Annotated in this window: 12 protein-coding genes, 1 pseudogene and 1 CRISPR repeat array; of the genes and pseudogenes, 10 read left to right on the forward strand and 3 right to left on the reverse strand. The window is 71.0% G+C overall.

Annotated elements, in window-relative coordinates; translation table 11 throughout:
* The first annotated feature begins 26 nt into the window (after positions 1-26).
* Positions 27-3,166: a CRISPR direct-repeat array (repeat unit 29 nt; unit sequence GTTCTTCCCGCGCAGGCGGGGGTGGTCCG).
* A gap of 40 nt (positions 3,167-3,206) precedes the next feature.
* Together OG413_RS31810 and OG413_RS31815 are read left to right on the forward strand one after the other, a co-directional pair.
* A complete protein-coding gene (locus tag OG413_RS31810; protein WP_266811650.1) occupies positions 3,207-3,548 on the forward strand; it encodes a hypothetical protein in 342 nt (113 codons plus the stop codon).
* Between the two features lie 412 nt (positions 3,549-3,960).
* Positions 3,961-4,242 carry a peptidase inhibitor family I36 protein gene (locus OG413_RS31815; protein WP_266811652.1) on the forward strand — a complete coding sequence of 94 codons (282 nt, stop codon included), beginning with the start codon at positions 3,961-3,963 and terminating at the stop codon, positions 4,240-4,242.
* 538 nt (positions 4,243-4,780) lie between these two features.
* Here OG413_RS31815 and OG413_RS31820 read toward each other — a convergent pair.
* Positions 4,781-5,632, reverse strand: a complete 852-nt coding sequence (locus OG413_RS31820) for a helix-turn-helix transcriptional regulator (protein ID WP_266811653.1) — start codon at positions 5,630-5,632, stop codon at positions 4,781-4,783.
* A 10-nt stretch (positions 5,633-5,642) separates the two neighbouring features.
* A pseudogene (locus OG413_RS31825) lies at positions 5,643-6,394 on the reverse strand (DUF6879 family protein).
* Between the two features lie 171 nt (positions 6,395-6,565).
* Between OG413_RS31825 and OG413_RS31830 the strand changes: the two are divergent.
* The 6 genes from OG413_RS31830 (at position 6,566) to OG413_RS31855 (ending at position 11,782) form a co-directional block, all read left to right on the forward strand.
* On the forward strand, positions 6,566-6,808 hold the full coding sequence (locus tag OG413_RS31830; protein ID WP_266811655.1) for a hypothetical protein: 243 nt from the start codon (positions 6,566-6,568) through the stop codon (positions 6,806-6,808).
* Positions 6,799-7,047, forward strand: coding sequence for a hypothetical protein (locus OG413_RS31835; protein WP_266811656.1), 249 nt, complete (start codon positions 6,799-6,801; stop codon positions 7,045-7,047). Before OG413_RS31830 ends, OG413_RS31835 begins: the two co-directional genes overlap by 10 nt.
* Positions 7,048-7,198: 151 nt before the next feature.
* On the forward strand, positions 7,199-7,378 hold the full coding sequence (locus tag OG413_RS31840; RefSeq protein ID WP_266811657.1) for a hypothetical protein: 180 nt from the start codon (positions 7,199-7,201) through the stop codon (positions 7,376-7,378).
* Between the two features lie 529 nt (positions 7,379-7,907).
* On the forward strand, positions 7,908-8,486 hold the full coding sequence (locus OG413_RS31845; RefSeq protein WP_323137950.1) for a hypothetical protein: 579 nt from the start codon (positions 7,908-7,910) through the stop codon (positions 8,484-8,486).
* A gap of 1,428 nt (positions 8,487-9,914) precedes the next feature.
* Positions 9,915-10,985 (forward strand): Dyp-type peroxidase, encoded by a 1,071-nt coding sequence (locus OG413_RS31850; RefSeq protein ID WP_266811658.1) that lies wholly within the window; start codon positions 9,915-9,917, stop codon positions 10,983-10,985.
* Positions 10,985-11,782, forward strand: coding sequence for a family 1 encapsulin nanocompartment shell protein (locus OG413_RS31855; RefSeq protein WP_266811659.1), 798 nt, complete (start codon positions 10,985-10,987; stop codon positions 11,780-11,782). Before OG413_RS31850 ends, OG413_RS31855 begins: the two co-directional genes overlap by 1 nt.
* Positions 11,783-11,807: 25 nt before the next feature.
* Here the strand turns inward: OG413_RS31855 and OG413_RS31860 are convergent, their stop codons facing one another.
* Entirely contained in the window at positions 11,808-13,244 is a 1,437-nt protein-coding gene (locus OG413_RS31860; protein WP_266811660.1) for a M64 family metallopeptidase, read from the reverse strand.
* Between the two features lie 214 nt (positions 13,245-13,458).
* Here OG413_RS31860 and OG413_RS31865 point away from each other — a divergent pair, with 214 nt between their 5' ends.
* Both OG413_RS31865 and OG413_RS31870 read left to right on the forward strand, forming a co-directional pair.
* Entirely contained in the window at positions 13,459-14,868 is a 1,410-nt protein-coding gene (locus OG413_RS31865; RefSeq protein ID WP_266811661.1) for a helix-turn-helix domain-containing protein, read from the forward strand.
* A gap of 111 nt (positions 14,869-14,979) precedes the next feature.
* Positions 14,980-16,626, forward strand: coding sequence for a helix-turn-helix domain-containing protein (locus OG413_RS31870; RefSeq protein WP_266811663.1), 1,647 nt, complete (start codon positions 14,980-14,982; stop codon positions 16,624-16,626).
* Positions 16,627-16,707 lie beyond the last annotated feature (81 nt).

Here is a 16,707-nt window from a genome sequence, read left to right on the forward strand (position 1 = left end):
CTCTGAAAACCCGCAGCTCGTAAAGGGTTCTTCCCGCGCAGGCGGGGGTGGTCCCCTGCCGGACGGCTACCGGGCCAGTGTCGAGCCGTTCTTCCCGCGCAGGCGGGGGTGGTCCGGCTGTGGCGCGCGCCGCCCGCCCGAGCGCGGGGTTCTTCCCGCGCAGGCGGGGGTGGTCCGCGGTCGGTCCCGACGGTGGGTCGGCGCCGGTCGTTCTTCCCGCGCAGGCGGGGGTGGTCCGTCGTCGCGCTCCTGGACCAGTGGGGCTTGATCGTTCTTCCCGCGCAGGCGGGGGTGGTCCGGATGGTCCGGGCGACCTTGACGGCTGCGGGCAGTTCTTCCCGCGCAGGCGGGGGTGGTCCGACGCGCCGCACCGGCTCCGGTCGCGAGGGCGTGTTCTTCCCGCGCAGGCGGGGGTGGTCCGAGCGACAGCGCACTCGCCGGGCTGCTGCCCGAGTTCTTCCCGCGCAGGCGGGGGTGGTCCGCCGTCTGCCCCGGCAGGTGCGGCGGCGGGCCCGTTCTTCCCGCGCAGGCGGGGGTGGTCCGCCGCTGTTCAAGGCGGCCGACGACGTCGAGGCGTTCTTCCCGCGCAGGCGGGGGTGGTCCGGCGCGGCAACGCGGTCCTGAAGGCCCTCACCGGTTCTTCCCGCGCAGGCGGGGGTGGTCCGCGCCTTGTCGATGAGCAGAACACCGTGTGGCAGTTCTTCCCGCGCAGGCGGGGGTGGTCCGGTCCTCGCCGACGCCAACCGCCAGGCGCAGGAGTTCTTCCCGCGCAGGCGGGGGTGGTCCGCCTCCCCCTGACCCACCCGGCGGAGCCCGACCGTTCTTCCCGCGCAGGCGGGGGTGGTCCGACGGCACTCCAGCTGGCGCGGCCGCCGGGGGCGTTCTTCCCGCGCAGGCGGGGGTGGTCCGACGCCGCCGGCCGGAACGGTCAGCGGGGTGACGTTCTTCCCGCGCAGGCGGGGGTGGTCCGGTCAGGGCCACCCAGACGAGGAGAACGACGACGTTCTTCCCGCGCAGGCGGGGGTGGTCCGATGTCGAGCCGCACCAGGTCGGCCGGAGCGACGTTCTTCCCGCGCAGGCGGGGGTGGTCCCTGGTCCGGGTCGTACGCGCGCCGTTCCAGCTAGTTCTTCCCGCGCAGGCGGGGGTGGTCCGCGGGCTGGCACCACCACACCGCACTGACCATCGTTCTTCCCGCGCAGGCGGGGGTGGTCCGGGTTCCGTGTCCGCCTCACGGAGGCGCGTCACGTTCTTCCCGCGCAGGCGGGGGTGGTCCGAGGCCAGACGACCACGGGGCGGATACCCGGTGGTTCTTCCCGCGCAGGCGGGGGTGGTCCGCAGAGGAATACGCTCGGGCCCTGTACGAGTCGGTTCTTCCCGCGCAGGCGGGGGTGGTCCGCCTTCGGTGCAGGCGCGCTTCACCTCGGGAGCGTTCTTCCCGCGCAGGCGGGGGTGGTCCGGCGCCGGAGCAGCTGCTGGCGCCGTCGCTGCCGTTCTTCCCGCGCAGGCGGGGGTGGTCCGCCACGGCGGAGCGGCTGCTCGCCGACGCGCGCGTTCTTCCCGCGCAGGCGGGGGTGGTCCGATCCGGTCCGGCGCCCGGCAGGGCACCGTCTGGTTCTTCCCGCGCAGGCGGGGGTGGTCCGTCTCGAACCCTTTCATCGCGGTCCGACGCGGCGTTCTTCCCGCGCAGGCGGGGGTGGTCCGTCGGACGAGTTCGGCGACGTGTTCAACGGTCTGTTCTTCCCGCGCAGGCGGGGGTGGTCCGGAGGGCGAGGTCGTCCTGCTCCGCTGGTCCTCGTTCTTCCCGCGCAGGCGGGGGTGGTCCGAGGTAGCGCCCCGGACGGGGCGCTGAGCGCCCGTTCTTCCCGCGCAGGCGGGGGTGGTCCGCCACGCGGGCGGCCGAGGCAGCAGCCGCCGCCGTTCTTCCCGCGCAGGCGGGGGTGGTCCGACATGGCGCCGAACGCGCCGATGAACGTCACGGTTCTTCCCGCGCAGGCGGGGGTGGTCCGTGGGCGGGCGGGGGGCGCCTGCTGCCGCGATCGTTCTTCCCGCGCAGGCGGGGGTGGTCCGAGGGTTCTGGAACACCGGCTCTAGATAGGGCGGTTCTTCCCGCGCAGGCGGGGGTGGTCCGCTCATCGGGTACGTGTGCGCGGACCCAGAGTGGTTCTTCCCGCGCAGGCGGGGGTGGTCCCACGCCCGCGACGGGGCGCAGGAGCCAGAACGCGTTCTTCCCGCGCAGGCGGGGGTTGTCCGCTGTACCGAGAGCGGGAGGCGAACGGGCACCCGTTCTTCCCGCGCAGGCGGGGGTGGTCCGAGTGGTTCCAGTTCCTGCGCGACCGCACAGAGGTTCTTCCCGCGCAGGCGGGGGTGGTCCGCGGCGCGTCTGCCGACCGCGACGCCCGCTGAGGTTCTTCCCGCGCAGGCGGGGGTGGTCCGTACAGGTGTTCTCCACCGGTCGCGGTCCGGACGTTCTTCCCGCGCAGGCGGGGGTGGTCCGCTGCCACTGTGGGTGGAACAGCTCCGCTTCCAGTTCTTCCCGCGCAGGCGGGGGTGGTCCGGCAAGAAGCCGTCGCTTCCGAGGCTGCCGTCCGTTCTTCCCGCGCAGGCGGGGGTGGTCCGGACGGCCAGGGCCGGCCGCTCTGGGTGCCGATGTTCTTCCCGCGCAGGCGGGGGTGGTCCGTCGAGTCCTGACGCAGTGGAGTGTGCCGGTGAGTTCTTCCCGCGCAGGCGGGGGTGGTCCGGACTGTTCCAGAGGCCCACACCGGCAGCACTCGTTCTTCCCGCGCAGGCGGGGGTGGTCCGCTTCCTCTCCGCCCGCGCGAGGGCCTCCAGAAGTTCTTCCCGCGCAGGCGGGGGTGGTCCTCGGCTGACGGGCGCTCTGCGGCCCTGCGGGGAGTTCTTCCCGCGCAGGCGGGGGTGGTCCGAGCCGGCCGGTCACCGGGCGAGAATCGCCGGGGTTCTTCCCGCGCAGGCGGGGGTGGTCCGGCGCCACGCGGCCGGACGGTAACAACGCGGTGGTTCTTCCCGCGCAGGCGGGGGTGGTCCGCAGGCATCGACCGGCGACCACCGTGCGGACTCGTTCTTCCCGCGCAGGCGGGGGTGGTCCGTTGCGCTACGCTGCCCGGCATGCCAACCGACAGTTCTTCCCGCGCAGGCGGGGGTGGTCCGGGCCGGGTCTCACCGAGACCGTCAGAGTCAGGGACCGCCGGTGAGCGAGGGCACCACCGGTGTGATCGCCGTGGACACCGTCGTCGTCTGGTCTGTTGCCGCAGGGGCCATCGTCGCGGGGCTCGGCCTGCTCTGGCAGATGACCCGCGGAGTCCGTCGTGTCCTGGGCCGGGTCGATGAGTTCGTGGATGACTGGCAGGGGGTGCCGCCCCGGCCCGGCGTGTCCGGCCGCCCGGGTGTGATGTCCCGTCTGGACGGCATCGAGGAGCGGCTTGGCCGGGTCGAGCACGAGCTGCATCCCAACTCGGGCGGCAGCCTGCGGGACGCGGTGGACCGGGTCGATGTACGGACGCGGCAGATCGCCGCCGATGCCAGCGAATGAACGCGCCCCCTGCCCCGGCCTCTGTTGGGGCAGGGGCCGTTCGCCGCCACCACCCGCCACAAGAACAAGGACTTCGACGGTACCAACACCATCCACTTTCGCGCCTGCCTCGGGCATTGGACTACCAAACTGATCGATGCGGACAAGTGTTCCGCCTGGCGGTCCATGGGCACCTGACATTCACAACGGCGCCCCGATTCGCTCCAACCGATCGGCACACCCCTTTTCGCCTTCCGGCGGAGGAGCATTTCCGTCTCATGCTCGTTTGGGTGGAGTTTGCAATTCTTCGTTGTGCGGATGCGTGGGCGGTGGTGCTCTGGAATGGCTTCCCCAGGGCGGGGGAGCAGTCGAACAGTAGGCCGTCATAACGGTGAAGACGTATGCGAGAAGGTGCGGATCAGTAGCAGCGACATTGGCCAGCGCGGCTGTGCTGGTGGTGGGTCTGGCCACGAGCGCTCAGGCTGCGACGGGAGCTCTGACCTGGACGGGCCAGCAGGGCAGCGGGTGGCAGTGGACCAACCCGCCCAGCGGAGTCTGCGAAACGTTCAACAACACGGTCACCACCAGCGTGGGCAACCACACGAACCAGCGCGTCACTCTGTACCCAAGCTTCAACTGCACCGGCGCGTCCCTCAGTTCGTGCGCCGGGTGCACCACGGATGTGTCGACGCAGTTCTACAGCTTCAAGTTCTAGCCGCTCTGGCGGACGGAACGCTCTGCGCGGTGAAAGCCGCTTTGGCCCGGCAGGGACAACCCTGCCGAGCCCTCTGCTGTCGTACAGGGCATCGGGGGCCGATTGGTAGCCAATGCGGCCTTCAACTGCCGCCGCCCGATCCGGACGCCCTGGTGTGCCGCCGTGATGGGGCACCGCCGGCCCCGAGTACGTCGCCGTCGTCATTGGCGCTGCATCCCAGCCGCCGGAAGTACCCGTGACCCTGCGGCGGCAGGGTGCCCGCCGGTAGAATTCGAGGCAGTGAAGTCAGCGGTTCTTCTGGTCCGGGGCGCGTAAACCCGCAGGTCAGGAACTGTGATCCCCGCAGGAGCGGGGATGGTCCCTTGCAGCCCTCGACTTCGGACGCTTCGGCGCGATGGTCCCCGTACACGCGGGGATGGTCCCTTCCGTCAGCAGATGGAGGACGCAGAGCTCAAATGGTCCCCGCGCTGCGGGGTTGCCCCCTTCGCCTTCGGGCGGAGGGGGCTGTTTCGTGTGTCTGAGTGTCGTTTTTGATCGGTTAGTAGGCGCGGACGCTTCGCTGGACCCGCATGATCACGTTCTGGGCGTCGGCTCCGTACACCGCAGATTCCCTTAGTGTGTCCCAAACGTGCAGGTAGGAGGCCACGATAGCGGCGTCATCCAACCAGAGTTCCGCGTGCCAGTCCTCGGCAATGACAAGCCGCTCGTCCAAGATCCAGAACCCATTTGCTGCCGGGATCCGCAGCGAGGCGCTGAGCGGGACGATTCCCAGCTCCACAGTGTCCATCCCGATCACGCCCGCAATTCGGTCGAGTTGGGCAGTGAGGACCGACGGCGGGCACACCAGCGCGTGAAGGGCTGCTTCCCACACCAGCACATGCAGCCGGTGGCCTGCCGCGTAGAGCCACTCTTGGCGACGCATGCGAGACCGGACAGCGTCGTCGGTGTCGTGCGTCGACCCGTACAGCTCTGCGTACCGTAGGAAGATCGCACGTGCGTAGTCCGCGGTCTGGAGCATGCCGGGGACGACTGACTCTTCCCACGCCCGGATGACGGTAGATCGGTCGACTTCGAGGTTCCAGTTGTCTTGTACGGGCCGGTGCCCGGCGGCGAGCTGGCGACGCCATGAGCGGATGTGGGACTCGAAGCCCTTGAGCCGGGCGTCCAGTTCCTCGAAGTCCCGCGGTTGGCCGACGCCTTCAGCCCACGCCCGCAGGTCGTCGGTGGTGGCGGTCTGCCGGCCGCCTTCCAGTTTGTAGACCTTGGAGTGCGTCCAGCCGAGCCGCTCGGCGAGCTGGGTACCGGTGAGCCGTCCGGCCGGGGCCTGAAGGCGCAATTCCTTCAGGCGTGTTCCGAGGGCCTCTCGGGCCCGCTGGTAGTCGGTGCTCACCGGTGCCGATCTAGCCCTTCGTGTCCAGCTGTGCCGCGAACTGGTCGTACGGGATGGACGCGTGTACGGCGGCGTCCCGCACCTGGGAGTAGCGCAGAACTTCGGTGGGCTCGGTGATGATCTCGACGTCATGGAAGACGTCCGCGTCGTCGAAGCGGAGGATCGCCACCAGGCGGCTGTCGAAGACCCAGAAGTCCTCGGTGGGCAGGTGCGCGCGATCGGCGTCCTCGCGCCACAGGTTCCGCGCGTCTTCACCGGTCGCCGCGTTGCAGCGGGCGTAGCTGAAGAGGAATCGCTGGCCCTCAGTCGGTGGATGGTCGACGACGCGCACTCGGCCCACACACTTGCCCGCGTCCGTTTGCCGGCGGATGTTCATGCACCAGTCGCTGTCGAGGTCCAGGGGCGCGGACCCAGTCCGGAGGAGCTCCGCGAACTCTTCGTCCTCGCGGTCCGAGGCGTAGCCCCGGCGGGTCTCCAGGTACCACGCCGAGTGCTCAAAGGTCCTGAAGAGCTGGCCGAACTCCTCCAGGTTGATCAGTTTGGGCACACGGTCCATCTCTTTCGGCCCGTGGTTGACAAGGAGTTCGTGCGGGACGACCACCGCCACGTCGCCGGGCCGAAGTGCTGAAGCTGGGTGAGGTCCTCGGGATCGGTGAGGGGTGTTCCCTGGACGATGACCTCTCCGGAGTCGAGGTCATCGTGGATCGCCGGGCATCCACCGTTCCTGCTGTCCGTACCGTTGAATCGCATTCGTCGTGCCATGTCGTCTCCTCGGAACGGGGCTGGTTGCCACCAGCATCACCGCGCTTACGGCCCTCTTCTACATCGTGCCGCCCCCTCTGCGAGACCACATGAGAATATTCGGCCAGCTTTCGAGAACATTTGAGAACATCGCCTAGCCTGTGCCAACGGGCCACTCCTACCGTCCCGTTCATGGCACAAGGACCCGAGCTGTATGACGCTGTGTGCGTCGATCCGTTCACCGCTGTGGAAGTTCTCCGGGCGGCACTCGACCAGGCCGGGATTGTCCTGCCGTCCCGGTCTGTGGAACCGGCGACACCCGCCCTCGCACTCGTTGGTCTCGGTCGCGTCCATGCGGACGTGGCTATGCGACTGGCTGACGCACTTCAGCGCGGCCGAAGCTGCCGGGCAGAGCGAGGTGTGGCATGTCGATGACGATGAAGGTGACCCGCAAGAGGCCTGAGATGCCGCTGCGTGAGAACCTTTCCGATGTCCAACAGCGTGGCGCGGCGTGTGTGTGGTGCGCGGCGCCGCTCGGCACCGACCTGGGCGTCGACCTGGGCGTCGACCTGGGCGAGCAGCGGGTCACCCCCGCCACCGGTGCCGCGTACTCCTGGTTCCCCCGTGAGTGCGTGGACGCCCTGGCGTGCTCCGGGCGGAAGGCGGAGCGATGATGACATCGACGCAGCAGCGGAGCAGGTACCAGCCCCCGGACCCTGCGTATCAGGCGTACCTCGGGCACACCCTGACGTGCGACGCCTGCCGTACGGGAACGAACTGCGCGACGTTCATACGGCTCGGCCGCGCGTGGAAGAGGGTGCGCCGATGAACACGCCGATCGGGTACGGATACTGCTGGGCCGAGCGCCCCGATTCGTACGCCCGCTGCACCCAGCCCCCCGGCCACACAGGCCCCCACTACGACTGGCGTGCCCCCAGCGACCACAGGGAATGGCCCAACACCCAGGCCACCACCCCGAACCGCACGGGGAGGGAAGCCGAATGAAATGCCACCACAACGGCGGCTCCCACGAATTCCCCGTCGAGACCGAGGACATGGCCTGGTGCCCCGATCACCGGGTCACGCTCCTGTGGCACGGCGATCCGATCACGAACATCGAGATGGCTGAGGCCGCGGCCGCGTACTCCCGGCTGGATGACGTCCTGGACGTGGCCGAGCAGCTCCGCGGCGACACACACAGCACCCACTGCCGACGGCCGCTCAACCGCACCGGGCAGACGGCCACGACCACTGCCAGCGCCCCGGCTGCGCATGCCCCTGCCACACCACCTGAATGGAACCACCATGCACAGCGCAACGATTCCCACCACGCCCTCGAACGAGGAAGGCAGGCAGGGATGCGCCGGATGCAACACCACGAAAGGTGTATGCCGCGACCCGAACCGGCACGGACTCAGGTGACTGTGGCGTCCACGGTCCCGGTCACACCTACAACTCCCGCCGCTGCCGCAGCGACCTCCCAAGAAACCCCGGCCGGGGCGGGCCGATCCTCAACCAGCAGAAGGAGATCAGCATGAGCGTAGGCCGGTTACCCGTCATCGCCCGCGGGCTCATCCCCGACGAGCGGTTCACCAGCTGCCGCAGCACCGTCAGGGACGCCAACCCTGACATGTCCCAGGAGATGGCCGGCCGGATCGTCGAAGAGGGGCTGAAGTTCGTGGCCGCCTGCTCCCGCAACCCGGACGCCGGCTTTGCCCCGTCGCGCATCGTGGACGAGGGGTGGCACGCGCTGCTCCTGCACACCGCGATGTACGCCGAGCTGTGCGAGGAGCTGGGCGGGAACTTCGTCCACCACTTCCCCGGGTACGACCCGACAAACTACGACCCGGTGATCCTGGACCGCACCCGCCAGGCCATCGTGGATCTGGGGTACGTCGCTGACGCGGAGCTGTGGGGGCCGCCGTCCGACGAGGCACTCGCCTCCGTGGCCGCGCAGTGTCAGCACGCTCCGGACTGCACGATCGTCATCATCCCGAAGCCGAAGGGCTGGCCTGCTGGGCAGGAGGTGCCTCATGGCGCAAGAGTGGATCGACCCCCGGTACGCGGAACTGGTCGCGGCGTGGAAGGCAGCACAGACGCCAGACTCACGTGACCCGGCCGCACCGCCGGGGCGCGCATTCCTCGCCTCACCGGTTCCCGAGACGCGACAGGACTGAACCGTTTACCTCCCAACAGAGGCAAACGAAGTGCCCCGGCCACTCGCGCGGCCGGGGCACTTTGTTCTTCCCGTGCAGGCGGGGGTGGTCCGTTCGAGCGCCAGTGGGAGCGGTGCGTGGCGTAGTTCTTCCCGCGCAGGCGGGGTGGTCCGGCCGGCCGAGGACGGGACTGCCGTGCGCAGTGGCCCTGACGTCGTTCACTCGTAGTAGTGCTGATCCCGGTCTCGGTCTATGCAGCGGCCCACTCCAGCCCGATCGTGGAGGCGCCGCAGCTGATGGAGGCCGGGTTTCCTGCTCCCCGTTCTCGCTGCTCGGGCGAAGGCGGGCCCGGGGAGGAACCGGCTCCGAGACCCTCCGGGCCGTCGAACACGTCATCGGGAAGGTCTGGATACCTGGGGTAGCGAACCGGTGCCGCCTGAGTCCGGGCACGGTGGGGCGTACGGGAGCTGGGGGACGAAGCGGCTCCACTGCTGGGGCCGAGAGCGCCTGTGCTGCCGGCACAGATGCGTCGGATCGCTTCGTCGACGGTCAGGCTCCACACGCCGACGACACCATCGTCGCTCGTGACAGCGAGGGTGTGCCCGTCGGGAGCGAACCTCCCTCTCCGTCGACGGCCATTCAAGCCACAAATGACCCAACTCGATACTCTGGTAGACGGGTTCAGCCGATGAGGGCAGCCGTAGAAGGTCAAGATCGTGAGACAGAGTGGGCCGATCCAGCACGTCGCGCGCGCAGTCGGCGATGGCGAGCCGGCCCTAATGGACCCGATGATCGTGGTGACCGTCTCCCCTATGGCGGCGGCGTGGTGGGCGTAGGCGCTGATGTGGTCGAGCAGTTCGCTGCGGTGGCGGTGCTGGGTGAACGTGGGCGAGCTGATGATGATCCGGCAGATTTTGTGGGCTTCGAGACGGTCGATGTAGTCCGTGAGCATGTCGAGGGGCGCGTGCCGACGGTCCGGCAGCAGGGGCTCTGCCCCTCCGCAAGCAGGTGCTGATCGCCGAAGCCGAATATGAACCAGACAGCCCACGCAAGTGGATCGACTGATTCGCGGCCTCGAAGAAGATGCTCCACAAGCATCACTCCACCTACCGGGCAAAACTGTGGTGGGGACGAACGGAACAATCGTGGATGTGGCGGATCGGTGCCGCGGGTGCGGCGCCGCAGTGCGGGGCGGGACCCACGCGCAACCGCGACGGGCCGCCCCGCCACAGAGGTCCCGGCGTGACCCGGCCGGGTCACCCGGCGTGCGGGTGGGCCGTGGGTGTGGGTAAGTAGCAGCGAGCCCCGCAGTCCCCACGTACCGCAGACGCCCTCACCCCACCCTGACGTACCGCCGACGCCCTCACCAACGCTGGAGTGCGCGCATGCCCGACGCCGTCCCGGACCCGGTCGCGGTCCAGCCCGTAGTCGCCCCGCTCACGAGCGCCGCGTTGATTCTGGTCGGCACGATCGAACCGGGGGGCGAGGGCGCCGTACGCGACGTGCTGCCGGACGTCGCGGCGGTCTCCCGCTCGATCGGCTTCCGCTACCCGGAAGCGGAGCTGGCCTGTGTGACGGCTTTCGGCTCCGCGGCCTGGGACCGGCTGTTCGCGGGGCCGCGTCCGGCACGGTTGCACCCGTTCCAGGAGCTGCGGGGCCCGCGCCACCATGCCCCGGCGACCCCGGGCGATGTGCTCTTCCATGTCCGGGCCGAGCGGATGGACATCTGTTACGAGTGGGCGCGTCAGCTGCTCGAACGGCTCGACGGAGCGGTACGGATCGTCGACGAGACCCAGGGCTTCCGCTATCTCGACCACCGGGACCTGCTCGGCTTCGTGGACGGCACCGAGAACCCGGTGGGTGACGACGCGCGGTCCGCCGCCCTGGTCGGCGAAGACGATCCCGGTTTCGCGGGCGGCAGTTACGTCATCGTGCAGAAGTATCTGCACGACCTGACGGCCTGGAACGCGTTGCCCGTCCAGGAGCAGGAACGGGTCATCGGCCGCACCAAGTTCGACGACGTCGAACTGTCCGACGACGTGAAGCCCGCCGACTCCCATGTCGCGCTCAACACGATCACCGACCCGGACGGCACGGAGCGCGACATCCTGCGCGCGAACATGCCCTTCGGCAGCTTCGGGCAGGGCGAGTTCGGCACGTACTTCATCGGTTACGCGGCCGACCCCGACGTGACCGAGCGCATGCTCCGCAATATGTTCCTCGGCGATCCGCCCGGTACCCACGACCGCATCCTCGACTTCTCCACCGCGGTCACCGGCACGCTCTTCTACGCCCCCGGCGCCGATTTCCTCGACGCCCCGCCGCCCTCGCCCGCGCTTGCCGGGACCGCGGCCCAGCCGGAGCCGGTGACCGCGCCGGTACGGCGGGCCCCGGCCCCGGCGGTCCCGGACGACGGTTCGCTGCGCATCGGCAGCCTGCAAGAAAGCGCCCAGTGATGAACAACCTCCACCGCGAACTCGCGCCCGTCACGGAAGCCGCCTGGGACCAGATCGAAGAGGAGGCCCGGCGCACCTTCAGCCGCCATCTCGCGGGCCGCCGGGTGGTCGATGTCACCGACCCGGACGGACCGGCGCTGGCCGCGATCGGCGACGGCCACCTCCGTGACATCGACCCGCCCACGCCCGACGTACTGGCACGGGCCCGCACCTCGACGCCGGTCATCGAGTGGAAGGTGCCGTTCACGGTGACCCGGGCGGCGGTGGACGATGTCGAGCGGGGCTCCGACGACAGTGACTGGCAGCCGGTCAAGGACGCGGCCCGCACCTGTGCGTTCGCCGAGGACATGGCCATCATCGACGGCTACCCGGCGGCCGGGATCACCGGCCTGCGGGACGGCTCCTCGCACACCCCGCTGCCGCTGCCCGCCGACGCGCGGGACTACCCGGCGGCGGTCAGCCAGGCGCTGACGCAGCTGCGGCTCGCGGGGGTCGACGGACCGTACCGGCTGCTGCTCGGCGCCGACGCGTTCACCGAGGCCACCGAGACCTCCGACCACGGCTATCCGGTGGCCACCCATCTGGGACGCCTGCTGGACGACCAGATCCTGTGGGCGCCCGCCGTCACGGGCGGGGTACTGCTCTCCACGCGTGGTGGCGACTTCGAACTGCGGCTGGGCCAGGACCTGTCGATCGGTTACCAGGACCACGACGCCACCAGCATCCGGCTCTACTTCCATCAGGCGTTCACCTTCCGGATGCTGACGCCGGAGGCCGTTGTCCCGCTCATCGCCTGAGCGGGACAACGGCCCTCGGGCCGGATCAGCGGCGGTGGCCGGTGGCCTTGACCGTCCAGCTGAGCTCGTCGCCGCTCAGGGCCCGTACGGCGGGGTCGCGGATCGCGTCCGTACGGTCCACGAAGGTGACGGTCACCGTGTGGCGGCGGCCGTCGTGGCGCACGCCGAGCGCGAGGGGGGTGACGGTCGTACGGCCCCGCGCGGAGACCTTCTCCTTGCCGTCGACGTACCAGCGCAGGTCGGGCTCGGCCAGGGCCTTGCCCGCCCCGGGCCGGCCGTGCCGGTCCGTGCCGCCGAGGCCCGCGGTGCTCACCGTGATCCGGTGGCCGGGCGCGAGCGTGCTGCCCGCCGCGCGGGTGCTGCTCAGCGCGCTGCCCGCGCGGTAGAAGCCCGCGATCATCGCCTCGCGGCCGGGCAGGTTGAACTCGGTGTTGCTCAGCTCGCGCATCAGGGAGCTGGCGGTGGGCCGGTAGATGCCCAGCGGATAGTACGAACTGCCCTCGAAGGTGCCGACCGTGCCGCCCGCCGGGTCGGTCTGTCCCAGCCAGCGGTACCACTTGGCGCGCTTCTCGGTCAGCTGCGCGGGGGTGTAGGTGGTGGAGTTGATGTCGGCGGGCTCGCCACCGGTCCAGGTGCCGTAGGAGTCGTAGGTGTACTCGTCGGCCAGAAGTCCGACGGAGTGGCCTATCTCGTGGGCGGCTATGAGGCTGGAGGAGGCGTTGTCGGAGGAGAGGGTGGAGACCCCGTTGAACGGGTAGCCCTCGGCGGTGAGTCCGGAGTAGCCGGCGCCGCCGTACTTGGTGGCGTTGGAGAGGACGACCACGAGGTCGGCGGCGGGGGCCTTGGCCGCGTACGACGCCACCTTGTCGATGTCGGCGCAGATCAGCCGCTCGATGCCGTCGCACCAGAAGCCGCTGCCGAGGGCGGTGTCCCGGACCACGTCGGCGGTCGGGTCGCCACTGATGCCGGACTCCTTGGAGACGGCGTCGACGGTCCAGACGTTGAACAGGCCCTGGTAACTCTTGTACGGCTCGATGGCCGTGATGTCGGCCCACTTGGCGGTGGCGTCCGCGTGGAAGTCGCCCTGCTGGTCGGCCGTGTAGCCGTCGCCGACGATGACGACGTCGAGGCGGTCCTCGCTGGGTCCGGTCACGGACTGCCGTCCGAGCGTGCCGTCCGCGCTCGCCTCGGCGGCGGTGAGCGGCGTCGCGCCGCGGCGGGCCTTCGCGCTCCGGGCGGGCCCGTCGGACGGAACCTGGGCGGTGTGTCCGGTGCCGCCGGCCCGGGGGAAGTACTCGACCGTGAGGCCGCCCGGTCCGCCTCCGGAGCCCGGGGCCGTCGCGGCCGGATCCTCAAAGGACGCGGTGGCGGAGGCCGGGGACACGGCGGCGGCCAGCAGACCGGCGAGTGCCAGACCGGCCACGGCGCCCGCGGTGCGACGCCTGGCGAGGCGTATGCGCATGGACAACTCCTTCGAATCCGTGCGGCCTTCGGGCAGGCGCGCAGGGCAAGTGGGCACACCCGTGACATAACTCGGATGTTAAGTAGAATTAATGTGCGGCTTAACCTAAGGGCGGAAGCGCCGCGTAACAAGGGCCCCGAGCGCGCGGGTTGATACTCGTAAGCGGGCCAATGACCGTGTCCAGGTCGCAGGACGACGCGAAGAGGGTGACGCAGTGGCCGAACAGCACACGACGGGGCGGGGGTCCGGGCGCGGTCCGTCGGACGATCCCGGAGCCGTCGGCCGACGCGTCCAGCGCCTGCGCGCGGAGCGCGGTCTCACCCAGCGGCAGCTGGCCGAGCCGTCCTACACCCCCGCGTACATCTCCACCCTGGAGGCGGGCCGGGTCCGGCCCTCGGAGGCGGCCGTACGTCATCTCGCCGAGCGGCTCGGAGTCAGTTACGAGGAGCTGGCCACGGGACGCCCCGCCGCCCTGGCCACCGGGCTGCGCGAACGGCTCGTCGAGGCCCAGCGCACCCTGGCCACCGGCGCGGCCGAGGACGCCGCCGCGTCCTACCGGGCGCTGCTCGCCGAGGCCGGGCGGCTGGGTCTCGACGGCGAACGCGCCACCGCGCTGCTGGGCCTGGGCCAGTGCGCCCTGGAGACCGGAGATCTGCCCGCCGCCCGGCGGCATTTCGAGGCGGCCGAGAAGCTGCTCGCCGACGCACCTCTCCCCCAGCGCGCCCCGGCCGTCCGCGGCCGCGCGGTCGCCCATCTGCTGGCGGGCGAACTGCGCTACGCCTGCTACCTGCTGGAGAGCGCCGTCGACGAGCTCAACGCCTCCGGGCTCCAGGACCCGAACGCCCTCCTGCTCCTCTACACGGCATCGATCGCGCCCTACATGGACATGGGCGCGCACGCCCGCGCCGCGCAGGCCGGTGAACTTGCCCTGGCCCTGGCCCCCCGCGTCTCCGACCCGGAACTGGTCGCCGGCCTGCACCGTCAGGTCGCCCGCACCCTGATCGCCGCAGGCCGTACGGCGGAGGCCGACGCCTCCCTGGCCAGGGCCGCCGAGATCTACCAGCAGCTCCAGATCCGCACCGAGATGGCGCACTGCCACTGGATGCGCGGCTATGTGCGCGCCCAGGACGGCGACCTGTCCGGCGCCGAGAGCGAACTGCGCGCGGCCCGCGACATGCTGGCGTCCAAACGGGCCGCCCTGTACACCGCGCAGGTCGAGGTGGAGCTGGCCGATGTGCTGCGCAGGCAGGGCAGATCACACGAGGCCGAGGAACTGCTGCACCGGCTGCTCGGCGAACTGCACCCGGACCGGGGCTCGGTCCACGCGGGCGGCGCGCACCGGCTGCTCGGCCTGATCTGCGAGGAGAACGGCGAGCGGGAAGCGGCCGAGGAGCATTACGTCACCGCGCTCGCCCTGCTGGAGCGGGCGGGCGCGGCGGGAGATCTCGCGGACATCTGCCGTCTGCTGGGCGATCTGCTGCGCGGGGCGGGCCGTACGGAGGCGGCGATGGACGCGTACCGCACCGGGCTGGGCCACCGGGCGTCCCCCGGCAGCACCACGCTCGGCCCGGCGCCGGTGGTGCCGCGGCCGGTCCCGGGCAGGGCGGCACCGGAGACCGGCTGACGGAACGTCAGGTCGACGCCGCCGACCCTGCCGACCCTGCCGACTCCGCCGACCCCGCCGACTCCTGTCCGACCTGCCCGCCCCGCCCTCCCCGCTCGTATGCTCGGTGCCATGAACAGCGGACCGCCCCACGGCGTCCCGGCGTCCGGCGGCACGCTCCGGGAGATCCTGGAGTTCGACGACAGCGGAACGCTGCGGCTGCTGCTGGCGCCCTCCGGGCAGGACATCGAGGTCAGGGGCGTGGCGTTCGGCGACGAGGAGGCGAACCGGTCCGCCGAGGCGCACATCGTCCTGGCGGTCGGGGCCTCGGCGGCTCTGGCCGAGGCGGCGGAGCCGGTGCGCCGGGCGGCCCGGCAAAGTGCGTGTGCCGTGGTGCTGCGCGAGGCGGAGGGTGCGGCGACAGCGCCGGAAGTGCTGGCCGCGGCCGAGGAGTCGGGGATCGCGCTGCTGGCCCGCGCCGTGTGGACGGACTGGACCGACACGGCGACGCTGCTGCGCTCCGCGCTGGCGTACGGCTGGGCGGGCCGGAACGACGGCGTGGCGGCGGACGACGGTCCGGCGGGCGGGCTGAGCGCGCTCGCCGCCTCCATCGCCGAGTCCACCGGCGGCTCGATCACCATCGAGGACACCCGGTTCCGGGTGCTGGCCCACTCCGCCACCCGGCCGGAGGCCGACGGCGTCCGCCGGTCCACGATCCTGGGCGGCCGGGTGCCCGAGTGGCGTGTGGCCGAGCTGCGCCGCAGCGGAATTCTGCGGAACCTGTGGACCTCGCGGGAGGTCATCCACCGCCCGGCGGACGGCGACAGCCCGGAGCGCCTGATCATCGCCGTGCGCAGCGGCCCCGAAGTGCTCGGCTCGATCTGGGCGGCCGCGGACGGCCGCCCGCTGTCCCCCCGGGCCGGGGAAGCGCTGCGCCGCGCCGCCGGGGCCGCCGCGCCGCATCTGGTACGGCACCGGCTGCGCGAGAGCGGTGCCGTACGCCGCCGGGACCACGCCCTGCGCGGACTTCTGTACGGGCGGGGGGAGCGCCGTACACATGCCTGGTCGCTGGGCCTGGCACCGGACGAGCCGTGCGCGGTGCTGGCCGTGGTGCCCGATCCCGGCGCCGGTTCACCGTCGCGGGCCGACCGCGCCCTGGACGTGCTCGCCCTCCAGGCCGCCTCGTACCGCCGCACGGTGCTGGTGCTGCGCGAACGGGCGCGGCTGCTGGTCCTGTTGCCCGCCGATCGCGGGCAGGACCGGGAAGCGCTCGCGCTGGCCCGGTTGCTGGACCGGGTCGCGACGTCGTTGCCCGGCGGCGTTCCCGTCCGGATCGGGGCCGGGTCCGTGGCCGCGTCCGCCCTGGGCGCCGCCGACTCGTGCGAGGAGGCCGTACTCGTCGTACGGGTGCTGCGCGAACGCGAGCGACGCGGCGGCGACCGCGTTCCGCTCCGGCATGCCGGAGCCTCGGAGGTGGGCACGGCCCTCGATGTCCTGCGCATGCTGGACGCCGTACGGCCCCTGTGGGACTCGGGCAACGGGCCGGTCCACGATCTCGTGCGCGCCGATCTCGCGACCGGCGGCGAACTGGTCCGCTCGATCGCCGCCCACCTCGACGCCTCGGGCGATGTGACGCGGGCGGCGCAACGGCTCACCGTGCATCCCAACACCCTGCGCTACCGGCTGCGTCGTGTGCGGGAGCGCTTCGGTGTCGATGTGGACGACCCGGACACCCGGCTGCTCCTCGCACTGGCCGTGCGCCTGACGGGTGACGTTTGAGCGGTTCGGTACGTTTCCGTACGGCGGTTGCCCGTGCGGCCATGGATTGCCGCCAGTCTTGTCCTTCTCGACAAAGACCTG

This window comes from Streptomyces sp. NBC_01433 (genome assembly GCF_026340105.1).
GTDB lineage: Bacteria > Actinomycetota > Actinomycetes > Streptomycetales > Streptomycetaceae > Streptomyces.

What these genes read in the sequence shown, in the direction of transcription:
- OG413_RS31830 (WP_266811655.1), top strand. Translation starts at nt 6,566, where the DNA reads ATGGCACAAGGACCCGAGCTGTATGACGCTGTGTGCGTCGATCCGTTC.
- OG413_RS31835 (WP_266811656.1), top strand. Translation starts at nt 6,799, where the DNA reads ATGTCGATGACGATGAAGGTGACCCGCAAGAGGCCTGAGATGCCGCTG.
- OG413_RS31840 (WP_266811657.1), top strand. Translation starts at nt 7,199, where the DNA reads ATGAACACGCCGATCGGGTACGGATACTGCTGGGCCGAGCGCCCCGAT.
- OG413_RS31845 (WP_323137950.1), top strand. Translation starts at nt 7,908, where the DNA reads ATGAGCGTAGGCCGGTTACCCGTCATCGCCCGCGGGCTCATCCCCGAC.
- OG413_RS31850 (WP_266811658.1), top strand. Translation starts at nt 9,915, where the DNA reads ATGCCCGACGCCGTCCCGGACCCGGTCGCGGTCCAGCCCGTAGTCGCC.
- OG413_RS31855 (WP_266811659.1), top strand. Translation starts at nt 10,985, where the DNA reads ATGAACAACCTCCACCGCGAACTCGCGCCCGTCACGGAAGCCGCCTGG.
- OG413_RS31860 (WP_266811660.1), bottom strand. Translation starts at nt 13,244, where the DNA reads ATGCGCATACGCCTCGCCAGGCGTCGCACCGCGGGCGCCGTGGCCGGT.
- OG413_RS31870 (WP_266811663.1), top strand. Translation starts at nt 14,980, where the DNA reads ATGAACAGCGGACCGCCCCACGGCGTCCCGGCGTCCGGCGGCACGCTC.